Source organism: Sulfuricurvum sp. (genome assembly GCF_030691015.1).
Classification (GTDB): Bacteria; Campylobacterota; Campylobacteria; order Campylobacterales; family Sulfurimonadaceae; genus Sulfuricurvum.
The window spans coordinates 240,971-254,743 of sequence record NZ_JAUYFF010000002.1 but is presented as its reverse complement, the minus strand read 5'-3'; the positions used below and the strand labels follow the sequence as shown (position 1 = coordinate 254,743).

At 42.4% G+C, this 13,773-nt stretch carries 14 protein-coding genes; 6 read left to right on the top strand and 8 right to left on the bottom strand.

All coding sequences use genetic code 11. From position 1 onward, the window contains the following. Positions 1-265 precede the first annotated feature (265 nt). The 3 genes from Q8O20_RS04940 to Q8O20_RS04930 form a co-directional block, all read right to left on the bottom strand. A complete protein-coding gene (locus Q8O20_RS04940) occupies positions 266-676 on the bottom strand; it encodes a hypothetical protein (protein ID WP_305530242.1) in 411 nt (136 codons plus the stop codon). Between the two features lie 11 nt (positions 677-687). Next, on the bottom strand, positions 688-1,416 hold the full coding sequence (locus Q8O20_RS04935) for a Rieske 2Fe-2S domain-containing protein (RefSeq protein WP_305530241.1): 729 nt from the start codon (positions 1,414-1,416) through the stop codon (positions 688-690). A gap of 84 nt (positions 1,417-1,500) precedes the next feature. Further along, a complete protein-coding gene (locus tag Q8O20_RS04930; RefSeq protein WP_305530240.1) occupies positions 1,501-2,904 on the bottom strand; it encodes an FAD-dependent oxidoreductase in 1,404 nt (467 codons plus the stop codon). A gap of 222 nt (positions 2,905-3,126) precedes the next feature. Here Q8O20_RS04930 and Q8O20_RS04925 point away from each other — a divergent pair, with 222 nt between their 5' ends. Beyond that, positions 3,127-3,426, top strand: coding sequence for a chorismate mutase (locus Q8O20_RS04925; protein WP_305530239.1), 300 nt, complete (start codon positions 3,127-3,129; stop codon positions 3,424-3,426). Here Q8O20_RS04925 and Q8O20_RS04920 read toward each other — a convergent pair. Next, positions 3,423-4,640, bottom strand: a complete 1,218-nt coding sequence (locus Q8O20_RS04920) for an amidohydrolase family protein (RefSeq protein ID WP_305530238.1) — start codon at positions 4,638-4,640, stop codon at positions 3,423-3,425. The two genes, Q8O20_RS04925 and Q8O20_RS04920, sit on opposite strands and share 4 nt — an antisense overlap. A 138-nt stretch (positions 4,641-4,778) precedes the next feature. Between Q8O20_RS04920 and Q8O20_RS04915 the strand changes: the two genes are divergently transcribed. The 3 genes from Q8O20_RS04915 to Q8O20_RS04905 are packed head-to-tail and all read left to right on the top strand — an operon-like array spanning position 4,779 to position 6,641. After that, positions 4,779-5,072: a c-type cytochrome gene (locus Q8O20_RS04915; protein ID WP_305530237.1), complete on the top strand. Its 294-nt coding sequence runs from the start codon at positions 4,779-4,781 to the stop codon at positions 5,070-5,072. Beyond that, entirely contained in the window at positions 5,069-6,118 is a 1,050-nt protein-coding gene (gene lpxB / locus Q8O20_RS04910; RefSeq protein WP_305530236.1) for a lipid-A-disaccharide synthase, read from the top strand. The genes Q8O20_RS04915 and lpxB overlap by 4 nt, the downstream gene beginning before the upstream one ends. Next, positions 6,111-6,641 carry a hypothetical protein gene (locus tag Q8O20_RS04905; protein WP_305530235.1) on the top strand — a complete coding sequence of 177 codons (531 nt, stop codon included), beginning with the start codon at positions 6,111-6,113 and terminating at the stop codon, positions 6,639-6,641. Before lpxB ends, Q8O20_RS04905 begins: the two co-directional genes overlap by 8 nt. Before the next feature lie 4 nt (positions 6,642-6,645). Here Q8O20_RS04905 and Q8O20_RS04900 read toward each other — a convergent pair whose 3' ends face one another. Genes Q8O20_RS04900 through dsbD form a run of 3 tightly spaced genes read right to left on the bottom strand, consistent with a single transcriptional unit; the run spans position 6,646 to position 9,274 of the window. Continuing rightward, complete coding sequence (locus tag Q8O20_RS04900; RefSeq protein WP_305530234.1) at positions 6,646-7,029, bottom strand: bacteriohemerythrin; 384 nt, start codon at positions 7,027-7,029, stop codon at positions 6,646-6,648. Positions 7,030-7,082: 53 nt separating this feature from the next. Next, positions 7,083-7,466, bottom strand: a complete 384-nt coding sequence (locus Q8O20_RS04895; RefSeq protein ID WP_305530233.1) for a thioredoxin family protein — start codon at positions 7,464-7,466, stop codon at positions 7,083-7,085. Next, positions 7,463-9,274, bottom strand: a complete 1,812-nt coding sequence (gene dsbD, locus Q8O20_RS04890) for a protein-disulfide reductase DsbD (RefSeq protein WP_305530232.1) — start codon at positions 9,272-9,274, stop codon at positions 7,463-7,465. The genes Q8O20_RS04895 and dsbD overlap by 4 nt, the downstream gene beginning before the upstream one ends. A gap of 138 nt (positions 9,275-9,412) precedes the next feature. Between dsbD and Q8O20_RS04885 the strand changes: the two genes are divergently transcribed. Together Q8O20_RS04885 and ppk2 are read left to right on the top strand one after the other, a co-directional pair. Next, positions 9,413-11,329, top strand: a complete 1,917-nt coding sequence (locus Q8O20_RS04885) for a thioredoxin domain-containing protein (protein WP_305530231.1) — start codon at positions 9,413-9,415, stop codon at positions 11,327-11,329. A 22-nt stretch (positions 11,330-11,351) separates the two neighbouring features. After that, on the top strand, positions 11,352-12,293 hold the full coding sequence (gene ppk2, locus Q8O20_RS04880) for a polyphosphate kinase 2 (RefSeq protein WP_305530230.1): 942 nt from the start codon (positions 11,352-11,354) through the stop codon (positions 12,291-12,293). Here the strand turns inward: ppk2 and thrC are convergent. Beyond that, positions 12,290-13,762, bottom strand: coding sequence for a threonine synthase (gene thrC / locus Q8O20_RS04875; RefSeq protein WP_305530229.1), 1,473 nt, complete (start codon positions 13,760-13,762; stop codon positions 12,290-12,292). The two genes, ppk2 and thrC, sit on opposite strands and share 4 nt — an antisense overlap. Between the last annotated feature and the right edge of the window lie 11 nt (positions 13,763-13,773).

The following is a 13,773-nucleotide window of genomic DNA, read 5'->3' as shown; positions in this document are numbered from 1 at the left end:
AGAAACCGTCCGTAATAAGATTTACTTATTCCGAATCATGCAACAATCATAACAATTAATTCTTAAACATATCTTTAGATTTATAGCGTTTTTTAATAAATAGACAAATTTGTAGGAGTGTGAGACAAAATTGTGATAAAAAGCACCATTTATGTAACACCCGTGAAGTTAGACGCAGTATAGATTAGAAAAAGAAATGATTAGTTAATAAATAATTATAGATTTTCCCAAGCCTTTGCTTGGGGAAAAGATAGATGAAGAAGAGTTACCAGTTACGAATACGGATATGACATGATGTACATTGCTTAAGGAGTTGACTGTAATCTTCCAACGCCTCATCCATACGTCCTGCTTCAATCGCAACGATCATATCATCCGAATAGAGACGAAGCATATGTGCTGTTTTTTGAGCAAATTTGTACGCATATACCTGATCTTTAGGGAGAATAAATTTAATCTCTTCGCTCTCAAGTGTTTTAAGCGTTCCTTGAAGCTTTTTAATCCCCGCTTTCATATCCTCAGTTGAGCTGTATAAGCCTCCGCGCTGGATATCCTCCATAGCGTCCAACATCGTACGCATATCTTTCATAAGCATAGTTCTATGATCCGTACCCGCAGCATTGAGCGACCCTGCGAGCAAAAATGAAAGAGCCAATAATGTAAAACTTTTTTTCATAGCAACCCCTTTTAGTATTGGATAATTTCTTTGGAAAATTCAGTAATCTTAACCGTTTTAGCCGAGATTGAAACCAGTTTTTTAGCTTCCGCAGGTCCACCGTAAAACTCTTTTAGCTCAGGACGGAAACTTTTGAAATAATCTTGAAATTTATCAGACCCTAAAATACCGACTGCCCAGAGAGTATCATCAGCAGCGTGTTCAAGAACAACTGAATTCAGCGGTTGTGTTGCCGCACCGCCTAATACTTTGGCACCCGCACCCGCGTCAAAAGCAGAAAGGTGTGAAGAGCAGACGATAATTCCGCTTTTATCATACGCCATCGTTTTTTTAGCAGTAGGGACATAGGTAATGAAACTGTCATTCGGAGTCGGATGCGTCATCTGATGGGTACAGATTGCTACATACGCAACAACAGTGCCCTCTTTTCCGACACCGCTTTTCCAGACGTATTTTTCTCCGTTCTCCGATGTTAACTCTACCTCTTTAGAAGTTGCCTTAGGCAAGTTAATCAACATACAAGGGGTTGAAGCATGAGGGTAGTTGAAAATATAAGTGACCTCTTTTGCCAAAGCCGAAGCTTTGATCGGTTTTCCTGCAGCATCTACAAGCTGAACTTTGTCATACGCTTTGTATAACGTTCCATCTGCTGCATACAGATTTCCCCGAATCATCGAAGGGCTTACAGCCATTACTGTTGCACTTGCAGCAACCACTTTTAAAAAATTTCTTCTATCCATAATGTTTTCCGTGTGAATGATTTTACGTAGTAAGTGTAGCAGATTTTTCTTTTACTCTCCGAGTGGAGAGTAAGATAACCGGTATTAGTTAAACAAATCGCGCATTGCGCCTTTATACCAATCGTGTGTTGCTTTTGCAAGACCGCTTGAGCGGAATTTATTATTCGCTTCATCACCTTTTGGAACACTTCCTTTAGAACCGATAACCGGACCTGCAACCATAAACTCATGATTAACCATAATCGCTTCTTCAGGGTTTCCGTTAACCATAGAGTAACACACGTTTGCACTTTTGTACGGAAGTGCCGATGCAACACTGTACGATTTACCGTGAAGAACGTGAGCGACCTCTTTTGCACACTCTTTACCTGACCAGATAGCCGATTGACCGCTTGGAGGGATAGCGTGTCCGACAACGTCACCGACGGCATAAACACTTGCATCGGTTGCTGTTTGGAATGAAACCGGTTTTTCAGGGCTAGTCGCCATTTTAACTTTTTTGAATCCGTCCGGAGTCGTCGCAACACCTGACATCTCAATGACCGGGTTTGACATATTGTGAGGAATAAAGTTGAAAATACCATATGGTAATGTTTTAGTCGTTTTAACGCCTTCAGTATCTTCTTTATTAGCGAATACTGTTTGAACGTAGGTAATCTCTTTTTTGTCAAAATCGACATCAACAATTTTACAATTGTCTTGATGAACAACGACATCCGGATACAACTCTTTCCATGTCTCTTTAAACGCAGCCCCTTTAGCAACTTCAGCTGTTTCATTCAAAATAATGACTTTTCCTTTAAGCCCTTCATTTTTCATGAAGTTTGCAATCATACTTGCACGCTCAAAAGGAGCCGGAGGACAACGGTATTTACCTGCCGGAACCGTGATAACAACATCACCGTCTTCCATGTTTTTAACCATACGATCAAGCGCTACGTGTTCGCCGCCCGGAACCAACGCCGCAGGAGCCGCACGACGTGCTTTTGCAATTTTTGCATCTGACCATGTAGGGAACTGCCCTTTATAGTTATAATCGATTCCCGGTGCAAGAACCAAGATATCGTAACCCACGCTACCTTTAGACGTATATACTACTTTATTGGCACGGTCAATTCCTGTAACTACTGCAGTTAACATACCATAACCATTTTTCTCTACCGCTTGTGAATAGTCATGAGTCAATGTACTAAGACTAACCCCTTTGATACCACCAAGATTACAGTTTGAAAACGGGCACGACATAAAGCTATCATTTTTTTCGATAATCGCAACATCGAATTTAGGATCAATTTTTTTCAATTCTTTGGCAACGGTCAAACCGCCGAAACCACCGCCGATAATAACAACTTGATGCTTACCAAGCATTTTACCAACTGCACCTTGTGCACCAGGAGTTGCGCCTGTAGCGGCCGTACAACCGGTAACGGCAGCTGCTGCTGCGCTTAGTCCGGCAAATTTGAGTAAGTCACGTCTTGAAATGTTCATAATGAGTCTCCTTCATCGTATGCAATATCGATTGCGAAATCTAAATTATCGCTGTGGACATAATAATCCGCTTACTCTTAAATATTTATAAGAAATAGTGAAATATGTAAAAAAAATCGAAATAAGATAATATTATACGTTTTTGTGTGATACAAATGTGATACATTGAGAGAAATACTATTATATGGTATCATATCGCTATGTATGAAAGGGAGATTTTGAATGAAAATTGAAGAGTGCCATTCCCTTGCGGAAGTTCGTAACCATATCGACCGTTTAGACGACCAAATCGTCGAACTTATCGCTGCTCGCAACAGCTATGTCAAACAAGCAGCAAATTTTAAACACTCCATTGAAGAGATAAAAGCCAATGAGCGTCTCGAAGCGGTAATGGACCGTGTCCGTACCCGCGCGATGGAGTTTGGCGTCTCTCCAAACCTCCTCACCACCCTTTACAAAATTATGATTGATGCGATGGTCGAAGCAGAGATTTCGGAATTTCGCAACGCGAAATCACTTTAGAACCGCGTCACTTCGCCGCGGCAAAGTGCCATTATCACTTTTCCATCTAATATTTCATTCTTATAGAGACTATGATGATGCGTTACCGGTGTCATCGCTGAAGGATTGAAAAGAATACAATCGACAATAGTTCCTACCGCAATAGTCCCGGATTTTCTCCCGATATACTCTGCGGGAGCACGTGAAGCCAAATCAATAAATTTAGCCATATCGATAATTTCGTTTTTAATCAGATACGTATAGACCAAAGAGAGATATTCTGCGATAGAAGTTGTCCCTACATTGGCATCGTAAAATGTGATATCTTTGTGTACATCGGAGTTCGGTTGATGAAGTGATGTTAGAGAATGGATATCTCCTCGCTTCAGCGCTTCAAGAAGGGCAAGCCGCTTTGACTCATTGATCAAAGGCGGATTGATTTTCGCATCGGTATCAAACCCGAGACAAGCCGTATCGTTTTTAAATAAATGATGAATCGCTACTTCACACTCTACCGCGATCCCCTCTTTACGTGCTTGAGCGATCAATTCTATCGATCGAGGTTCACTAACGCTTTTAAAGACGATCTTAATCCCGAAATGACGGGCGATTTCAATCATCGAAGCAATATGAACCACTTCAGACATCGGTGATATTCCCGGTAATCCCAACTGAGAGGCAACAGCACCGTCAGACATCACACCGCTCTCAAAGAGACTTTTATCTTCAGCTTTATAGAACAATGCTTTATCCGCCATTTTTAAATACTGTGCGATACGGTTTATCAGATTGTAATCTTGGATAGTCGATGTATGAACCGCGACACACCCTTTTTTTAGCATAATGGCAATATTGCTCAGGGCACCTGAATCGCTCAACGCACTAACAGCTGTCTCTATAGTCGCACCGCTTTTTAAACTGCGATGTTGCTGAACAAACTCTAATGTAATTTCATTATCGATGCGAGGAATCGAATCACTTGCTAAAACCACAGTCGTAACTCCGCCGCTTAGAGCGCGGTATGAAAGTTTTTCTAGATTCGTTCTGCTCAGTTGAGAGTCTTTGAGACGCACATCGGTGTCAATCAATCCGGGGAGCAAATAACACCCATCCGCCTTGATGATCTCATCACCGTCAAGATTTTCTCCGATCTGGGTAATTACCCCCTCTTCAATCTGAACATCACTGCGACGTTCTCCATTGATATCACAGATAATTGCGCCCCTAATGATCATATAAACGCTCCCATTGCTCTTTTGTAGGTATAATTACGGTATTTTAGTCCAAGAAATGTTAAAGGTACCTCTAACGTGCTCAAGTTCATTCTGTTTTTACTCCCTTTATTCCTCTATGGCACTCAGGATATGTACAAAATGGGCAAAAATCTCTATTTTGCCAAAGGGTGTAACGGCTGTCATGGGATATCGGCGAGCGGAACAAATCTTTACCCTGCGCTTGCCTATCGGCGCAAACCGTTTTTAATCTCTAAACTAAAATCGTACCGTGCCAAACAAGGAACTACCCAGCAATCCCAGCTAATGATCCCTTTCGCCATGGAGCTTAGCGATAAAGAGATTGATGCAATAACCACATTTTTAAGCGATTACAACGAAAACAAAAGCAATTACAAACCTGATTTAAGTACCCGAGGAGACGGAGGATCATGAAACTACTCGTCAGTGCATTAGAGCACTCTGCCAATGTCCACCTCTCCTATCTACTCAAAGAGCTGGGTGAAGAGATCGTTTTAAGCGGAATATTTGACAACTCTCTTGGAGAGAGCATTGTCGATTTACGCTCCACCTCCATCATGGGATTCGTCGATGCGATCAAAAAGCTCCCTTTTTTCTTCCGACTGAAAGATCAAATGGTCGAACTGGCCGCGTCAGCAGACAAAGTGCTTCTGATCGATTCATCGGGATTTAATCTCCCTTTGGCCAAAGCGATCCGTAAACGCTATCCTGAAAAAGAGATCATCTATTACATTCTCCCCCAAGCATGGGCATGGAAGAAAAAACGGATACCTGTTCTGGAAAAAACCATTACAAAACTTTGTTCCATCCTCCCTTTTGAGCCTTCTTATTATTCCAAGGACGCCCCTATCGAATACGTCGGGCATCCTCTTCTCGATGAAATTACTATCCGAAAAAGATCACTCGACCCTACCGGAAAAATAACCTTTATGCCCGGAAGTCGCCCTGGAGAGATAAAAAGGCTAATGCCGATTTTTAGGGAGGTGCGAGCAATGTTAGATTCTCGCGCCTACATCGTTATCCCTTCTCATTTCACGAGTGAGCAAATTTCAGAACTCTACGGCGATATCTCAAGCTTTGAAATAACGCACGAAGCACATAAAACTCTTGCCGAATCCGACTTTGCCTTTATCTGCAGCGGAACAGCAACGTTAGAAGCAGCTCTTATCGGTACACCGTTTATACTCACCTACATAGCCAAATCGCTCGATTACGCCATTGCTAAAAGGTTAGTAAAACTGGATTTTGTAGGGTTAGGGAACATCTTGTTTTCACACAAATACGGCAGATCTTTGCATCCTGAATTCATCCAAAACGAAGTCAATGCTCAAAATCTGTATAATGCTTATCAACAAATGGACAAAACCGCTTTTTTTAATGATGCACTCAAACTACGTGAGCTTTTGCAGCATGGAAGCGCCCATCGAGTCAGTACACTTATCAAGGATAACAATGTTTAGAATTTTTTCATGGATGAAAACTAAAATACGTCACTTTACCGATGATAAAATCATCCCCTATACCTTTGCCCTCAGTGATGATCCCATGCTGTTTCGCGACCTTTTGAAAACCAATAAAATGTATCAAGAGGGGCTGAAACTGGAGGGAAAAATTCCAGGATTTCGTCTCAGCATCGGGAGAAGCTACCTCGTCTTCATCGCCCTTTGGCATCTGATTTTACTTCCCTCATCGGCACTTTTACATACTGTTTTAGCAAAAATCGATTGTCATCTTTTGATTTTAATGGCGATACTCTTTACGGGGATGTTTTTTGCTACCTATGCCATTTTTAAAGAGTATCTGATCGATACGGTCGCATTAAAGATTATCAAAACGGCATGGGAAAATCATTTCCCCCATTTCGACTACACATTACATACCAAAGAGGTAGCGAAGATTTATTCGGAAGCATTGGAAAAAGAGATACCGCATAAAAATATGCAGCTTTATATTTTAGATCGTCTCGTGGAGATGAAAAAATAAATATCTAGCAGCTTAGGGTGATTACCCTAGCCAAATCGCTATCCATATTGAGCAAGTGAGTACGAAACCAATCTCCCAATCGATCCTTCACATACGCTTTGGCAAACATCAGTTTGCCGCTTGAAGCTTTCTCTCTAAAATAATTCATCTCATCAAGTGCTTTTTGGTGCTCTTGTTTATGTTCGGTTTTGTTCGGATAAACAACGCTACCCATATCCGCTTCTTCTTCGGCAAAATGTCCCTGAGTATGGAGGATTACCGCATCAAATGCCTCTAAAAAGTCTTTATCCGTGGCATTTTTGAGTGTATCATACAACACATAGAACTCTTCATGCCGTTGGTCAATCGAGTCTATGCCGACTTTTAGAGCTTCCGGTAAAGGGGACATTGAGAACCTTTTTTATAAAGGTATTCAATTATCGTTCTACTCTACGCAGAACTCTACTTTTTATATTTTCCCAAAACACCCATAAAGGTTGGAACATTCGCTCCGCCGTCATGACGCCCTATTTTTTTCCCTTTTGCATCCAAAAAATGGAATGTCGGTGTTCCGATATACCCTAATCCCTCAGGGATAAAATCTTTATGGATATCGATATGAACGGGAACAAAGTTCTTATGAATTTCATTGGCTACCGCATTTTCTTCAAATACGACATCATTCATATACTCACATGCCGGGCAATTCTCTTTGGAAAGCATCACCATCACCTTTTTCTTCTCTTTTGCCGCTTGAACCAATGCGGCGTCATACGACACTGCCCATTTAAGTTCGGCAAAGGCACAACTTGCCATTACAGCCAATGCTAAAATAATTTTACTCATTTGATCTCTCCTAAATGTTTTAGAAACTCTTGCGGTTCTTTAAATCCGACGATATCGGCACTTTTGATACGTGCGCTATTCTCGTCAAAAAACAAAATTGCGGGAGGGCCGAATATACCGTATTTAGAGCTGATCGCTTTTGCCGCATCATCGTTAGCGGTCAAATCAACTTGAACCAAAACATAACTGTCCATTGCCGTTTTGACACTCTCATCACTAAATGTTTTCTCTTCTAGTTCTTTACACGCAGTGCACCAATCTGCATAAAAGTCTACCAAAACTTTTTGCCCTTTGTTTTCGGCCAATATAGCCTCCAACTCTTCGATAGAGGTGATGCGTTCAAATGTTTTGTGTTGATTTTGCGCCACAGATACCGCTACTTCTTTATTCGGTAAAAACGGATCGAGCGGATGAAGGGGATCTTTTGCGCCGCTCATACCGCCTAGCAATAATGACATACCGTAAAGCAAAATAATAATCCCCAATGCTTTTTTGTTGGCTTGAGGACATCGGATACAATTACCGCTAATCGGTTCAAGTGCTCCAATGTTAATCGCAACAAAGACGGCCAAAGCGCCCCATAGCATCATGGAAATATTTTCATCGATGATACGGCTGATCATCCAAATCGATACGCCGATGAGCATAATCCCAAAGATCGATTTGACACTGTCCATCCAAACTCCGGGACGAGGCATAAATTTACCGGCACTTGTTCCCACTGCTACCAAAGGGATACCCATTCCGATACTAAGCGCAAAAAGGGCAACACCGCCAAGAAGTGCATCCCCCGTTTGACCGATATAAATCAATGCTCCTGCCAACGGTGCCGCAACACACGGCCCGACAATAAGGGCAGAGAGGAACCCCATAATAGCTACACCGACGATCCCGCTACGTTTGCCGCTGAGTTGTGTAATGCGCGATTGAACGGCATTAGGGATTTGTAGCTCAAACAAATCGAACATCGACATCGCCAATACGACAAATACAAGGGAGAACAGGGTAATGATCCAAGGGGTCTGAAATGCCGCTTGAAGGTTTGCACCGAAAAGTCCTGCCAAAATACCGGCTATTGTATACGCAACCGCCATCGAAAGAACATACACCACAGAGAGCCAGAATGCTTTTTTAGTCCCTAATCCTGCCCCTTGTGCCACAATGACCGATGAGATAATCGGAATCATAGGGAATACACACGGTGTTAATGCCAACAATAGACCGAACCCAAAAAAACTCAGAATAATGAACCAGAGGCTTCCCCCCTGAATCACATCCGCAATTCGATCCGTTTCAGAAGTTTTGGGTTCCCCTTTAGAAGCACTCACCTCCATTTTTGCCGTCTCAACTGCCGGAGCTTTTAAAATAGAGCCGCCAGGAGCACTCTCTTCGGTCAATTTAGCCGTATCAATAGTAATCTTTAGTACGGTTTCGATGGGTTCATAACATAATCCTGCGGATGAGCATCCTTGATAGGAGAGTTTTACACCGATAGTTTGTTCACCGCTGACATCTGTACTTTTAGAGAGTTTAACCCGAATTGCCGGAGAGGTCTCAAAAACACGCTCCCCTTCGTGATCGACTGCTTTATTCATTGTTACGGAAGCAAAATCGATCCCGTCTTTAGGATTGGCATCTTCTACTTTAAGTTTATTTTCATACAGGTAAATCATCTCGCCAAGCTCAATTTCAATACCGACTGTATTGTCATCAATGACGCTGATTTTAGGTTTAAATGCCTCATCGGGCTGTAAAAATCCAACCGCCCATACATTCAATGAAAAAAGTAAAAATAATAGTAAACGCATAAATAACCTTCTTAAAAATTCATCTCCATTTTATCACAATTAGCTGTAATGAAACGTAGGGAGAAACATTGTTAATATTTTTCAGCTTAGACATAGCCGTAAATGCTACACTACCCGTAACTTTACACGGAGCCTTTTATGTCCAACCGTCTTGCACGAGAAGATTCCCCTTATTTACAACAGCATAAAGATAATCCCATAGAATGGTATCCATGGTGTGACGAAGCGTTTGAAAAAGCTTCATCAGAACACAAAACTATCTTCATAAGTATCGGATACAGCAGTTGTCACTGGTGCCATGTGATGGAACATGAGGTGTTTGAAAACACCGATATTGCCGAATTCGTCAATCAGCACTTCGTCTGCATCAAAGTAGATCGTGAAGAGCGTCCCGATATCGATAAACACTACCAAGAGCTCCATAACCTCCTCAATCGGCGCGCAGGAGGATGGCCTCTCTCTATCTTTTGTACTCCTGAAAACAAACCGTTTTATGCCGCCACCTACATCCCTCCGTTCAATCGCGAACGGATGATGGGCTTTAGCGAGTTGACTGCTATCATCGCCGAAAAAGTAGCACAAAATGACGAAAAACTGTTTCAAAATGCCGATGAAATCACCGCGTTTATGCGACCGAAAAATGAGAGTGTTCAGGCAACGGTTCTAACTGAAAAAATCATCACCCAATTTACTCAGCAATCACTCCATAATTATGATGAGATCAACGGCGGTTTTTCAAAATCACCGAAATTTCCTCATGTCTCTACCCTCAAAACACTCCTCACTATTAATAGACTGCAAAGTGATGAAAAAATTAAAACGATCCTTACCCATACCCTCGATTCAATGGCTTTGGGAGGGATGTATGATCACGTTGACGGCGGTTTTTGCCGCTACAGTACCGACTCTGAGTGGCTGGTTCCCCATTTCGAGAAAATGACCTATGATAATGCCCTCCTCTGCGGAGTGTATGCCGAAGTAGGAATCCTCTACAACAATGAGTATTATCTTCGTATTGCCCGTGAATGTGCCGATTTTATGATGAATTTCATGATGGAAGACGACCTCTTTTACAGTGCTAGCGATGCTGACAGTGAAGGGGAAGAGGGGAAATACTTCGTCTATAGCTATAACGAAATCATAATGGCACTGGAGAAATGCTCTGTTGCCAACCCCCTTGAGGCGGCACGTCTGATCGGTGCAACGCCGGAGGGAAATTTCGAGGGGCACTGCATCATCCGCTTCTCCTCTCATGAGCGCCCTGAGTGGTTTGAACCTTTCAGAGAAGAACTGCGTATACTGCGTCAGAGCCGCATCTACCCCTTTATCGACAAAAAAGTGATTACGGCATGGAATGCGATGATGATACACGCCCTGTTTGTTTTGGGAAGAAGCGATACAACCTATAAAATACAAGCACTGCGCTCTTTAGAAAAGCTCGAAACCGCCATGTTTATAGAGGAGCAGCTTAAACACTCGACCCTGATCCACAAAGCACCTAAAATAGAGGCGTTTTTAGAAGATTATGCCTATCTCTGCCGTGCCTATATCGAAGGGTATCAATCGACGCTGGATGAGCGATACCTCATTCAAGGACAACGTTTTGCGAACAAAGCGCTAGAACTTTTTTATGACAAAGGAAAATGGTATTTCAGCCGAGGAGCTTTTACCACCGTGGCAGAGTTGGATGATGGTACCTACCCCAGTGCACTTGGAATTATGGTGAATGTACTCTTTAGCCTTGGGATGTTGGTTGATTCGAAATACACCCATTTTGCCTTTAAAAGTCTCGAATATGTCTCCGTTAAACTGATGAAAACACCGATCTACTATCCTACCCTCACCGAAGAAGTGATACGCCATTTAAGAGGAGAACGTCTTATCAAGGGTAAATCTGACACTTTAGCTCAGATTACAACCTCTTTCAGTTACCCGTTTGTTCTTCTAAAAAATGATGAGTTGCTTGATGAATTGACGATCTGCGGTGAAACTTCTTGCTTTTCAGCTACGAAAGAGATCACAAAACTTGATGATTTAATCTCTTCAACGTTATAATTAAAAAAATTAGGAGCTATTAATGGGTGCAACAAGTGCAATGGCAAAAACCGAAATAAGTGAAGCTCAAAAAATTGAAGATGTTATTCATGATGATAGACGAAAATCAAAAGAAGAGAACGAACAAGAGCGTCGAAGCAAAAGCAACATCGAAGAGAGACTTCCCGTCTGGGTAAAAAAATCAGTTTTAGAGTACGAAAAAGAGTTAAAAGAGCTCCAGATTGAGCTTCTCAAACTTCAAAACCATGTCAAGGATAAAGGGCTTAAAATCCTAATGATTTTTGAAGGGCGTGATGCTGCGGGCAAAGGGGGTACGATAAAGAGGATTACCGAACACCTTAACCCCCGAGGTGCACGTGTCGTCGCACTCGATAAGCCATCCGATGTTGAAAAGACACAATGGTACTTTCAGCGCTATACTGAGCATCTACCGAGTGCAGGAGAAATCGTCCTCTTTGACCGAAGCTGGTACAATCGAGGCGGTGTTGAACCGGTTATGGGGTTTTGTACTCCCGAGGAACATCAGGTGTTTTTAAATCAAGTCAGTGAATTTGAACATATGCTGGTCAGTTCCGGAATTATTCTCTTTAAATTTTACTTTTCCGTCTCCAAAGATGAACAAGCCAAACGGTTCAAAGAGCGTAAAACCGATCCACTCAAGCAGTTTAAACTCTCACCCGTCGATGCCAAGTCACAAGATTTATGGGACAAGTATACGGAGATGAAATACTCTATGCTCCGAGCCTCTCATACCGGAACGTCTCCTTGGGTCATTATCCGTTCCGATAACAAGAAAAAAGCCCGGATTAACTGTATTAAGCATATTTTATCGGGAGTTCAGTACGCTTCAGCGAAACAGCCTGATTTGAGCATATCGAAGAAAATTTTGATTTGGGGCGACGAAGAGATTAAATTGATGGAGACGGCACTCCACCAAGGGAAGCTGAAAGCTAAAAATATTTAGTTAAGAAAGTTTAAAATCTCTTTTTCAATGTTCTCTTTATCGATTACGGTGTCTTGTGTGATCGGTTTAGAGAATAGCCCTTTTATCATCGGAGGGATCGGTGTCTTGGCCGTTTTTGAGATGGATTCAAGAGCGTCGATATCATTTGCGTCTTTCTCTCCGCTAAGGGCATTTGCAATCGTCGGAGAAAACTTCGTCCACTCTGCAGTTGAATAGACAATCGTTTTTAGAGGCTTAGTGGCACAACAATCATACGCTTTGAAACAGGTCGCCGTATGGGGATCCATCAAATAGCCCGCATCATACGCCTCTTTGATATACCCCTTCCCTTCTGCTCCGTTACAATAATCTGCTGCAAAAAGGTTCTGAATTTTCATCGTCTCATCATCACTCAATGCATAAAAACGCTCCGCTTCGAGACCCGCCATCAACTCTTTCGTACGCTCATTTCCGAAGAAATCAAATAAAATACGCTCCACATTGCTGGAGATAAGAATATCCATAGCCGGAGAAGTCGTTGCTACGACATGCTCGCCGCGCAAGTCATAACGCCCTGTATTAATGAGACGAGTTAGGACATTATTTTCGTTCGAAGCGATAATAATTTTCTCAACAGGAAGTCCCATTTTATACGCGTAATATCCCCCGAGGGCATTCCCGAAATTCCCGCTTGGGACATCAAGATAAATTTTTTCACCCAGTGTAATAATGTTTTTTCGAACCAATTCAAGATAACTGTGGATATGGTAGATGATTTGAAAAATAATCCGTCCGAAATTCACCGAGTTGGCGGCGGAAAGGGAGATATTTTTTGCTTTCAGCGCATCTTTAAACGTTTGAGAGGCGAGAAGGCGTTTAAGGGCACTTTGGGCATCGTCAAAATCCCCTTTGATCCCGATGACTTTGAGATTAGCCGCATCTTCGGTCACCATTTGAAGACGCTGAACGTCTGAGGTTCCCCCATCGGGATAGAGACACGCGACACGAACGTTCGCTCTGTTTTTAAACGTCTCTAACGCTGCAGGACCTGTATCACCGCTCGTTGCCGCCAAGATGAGATACTCTTCACCCCGTTTTTGAGCAATTGAACTTAGAACGACGCCGAAAGGCTGTAACGCCATATCTTTGAACGCACGGGTCGGCCCGTGATAAAGTTCACTCACATACAAATCATCACGCACTTTGACAACCGGCACGGGATTGGTCGGATCATCAAATTTGTCATAGAGGGATAGCGCTTCATCGATAACGGATGGCTCAATATCAATCGCAAGAGTTGTCAACAAATCTTTTGCTAACTCTTTATATGAAGAACCCAAATGCTTCGTAAGAAACGCTTCTCCCAAATTTGGAAGTTCAGTAGGAACGTATAAACCGCCAAACGAGGCAATCGGGCTTAATATCGCCTCTGAAAAGGTAACCTGCTCTGGATGAATTCCGTCATTTCCGCGTGTTTCTATAAATTTCATGGGTTCACTTT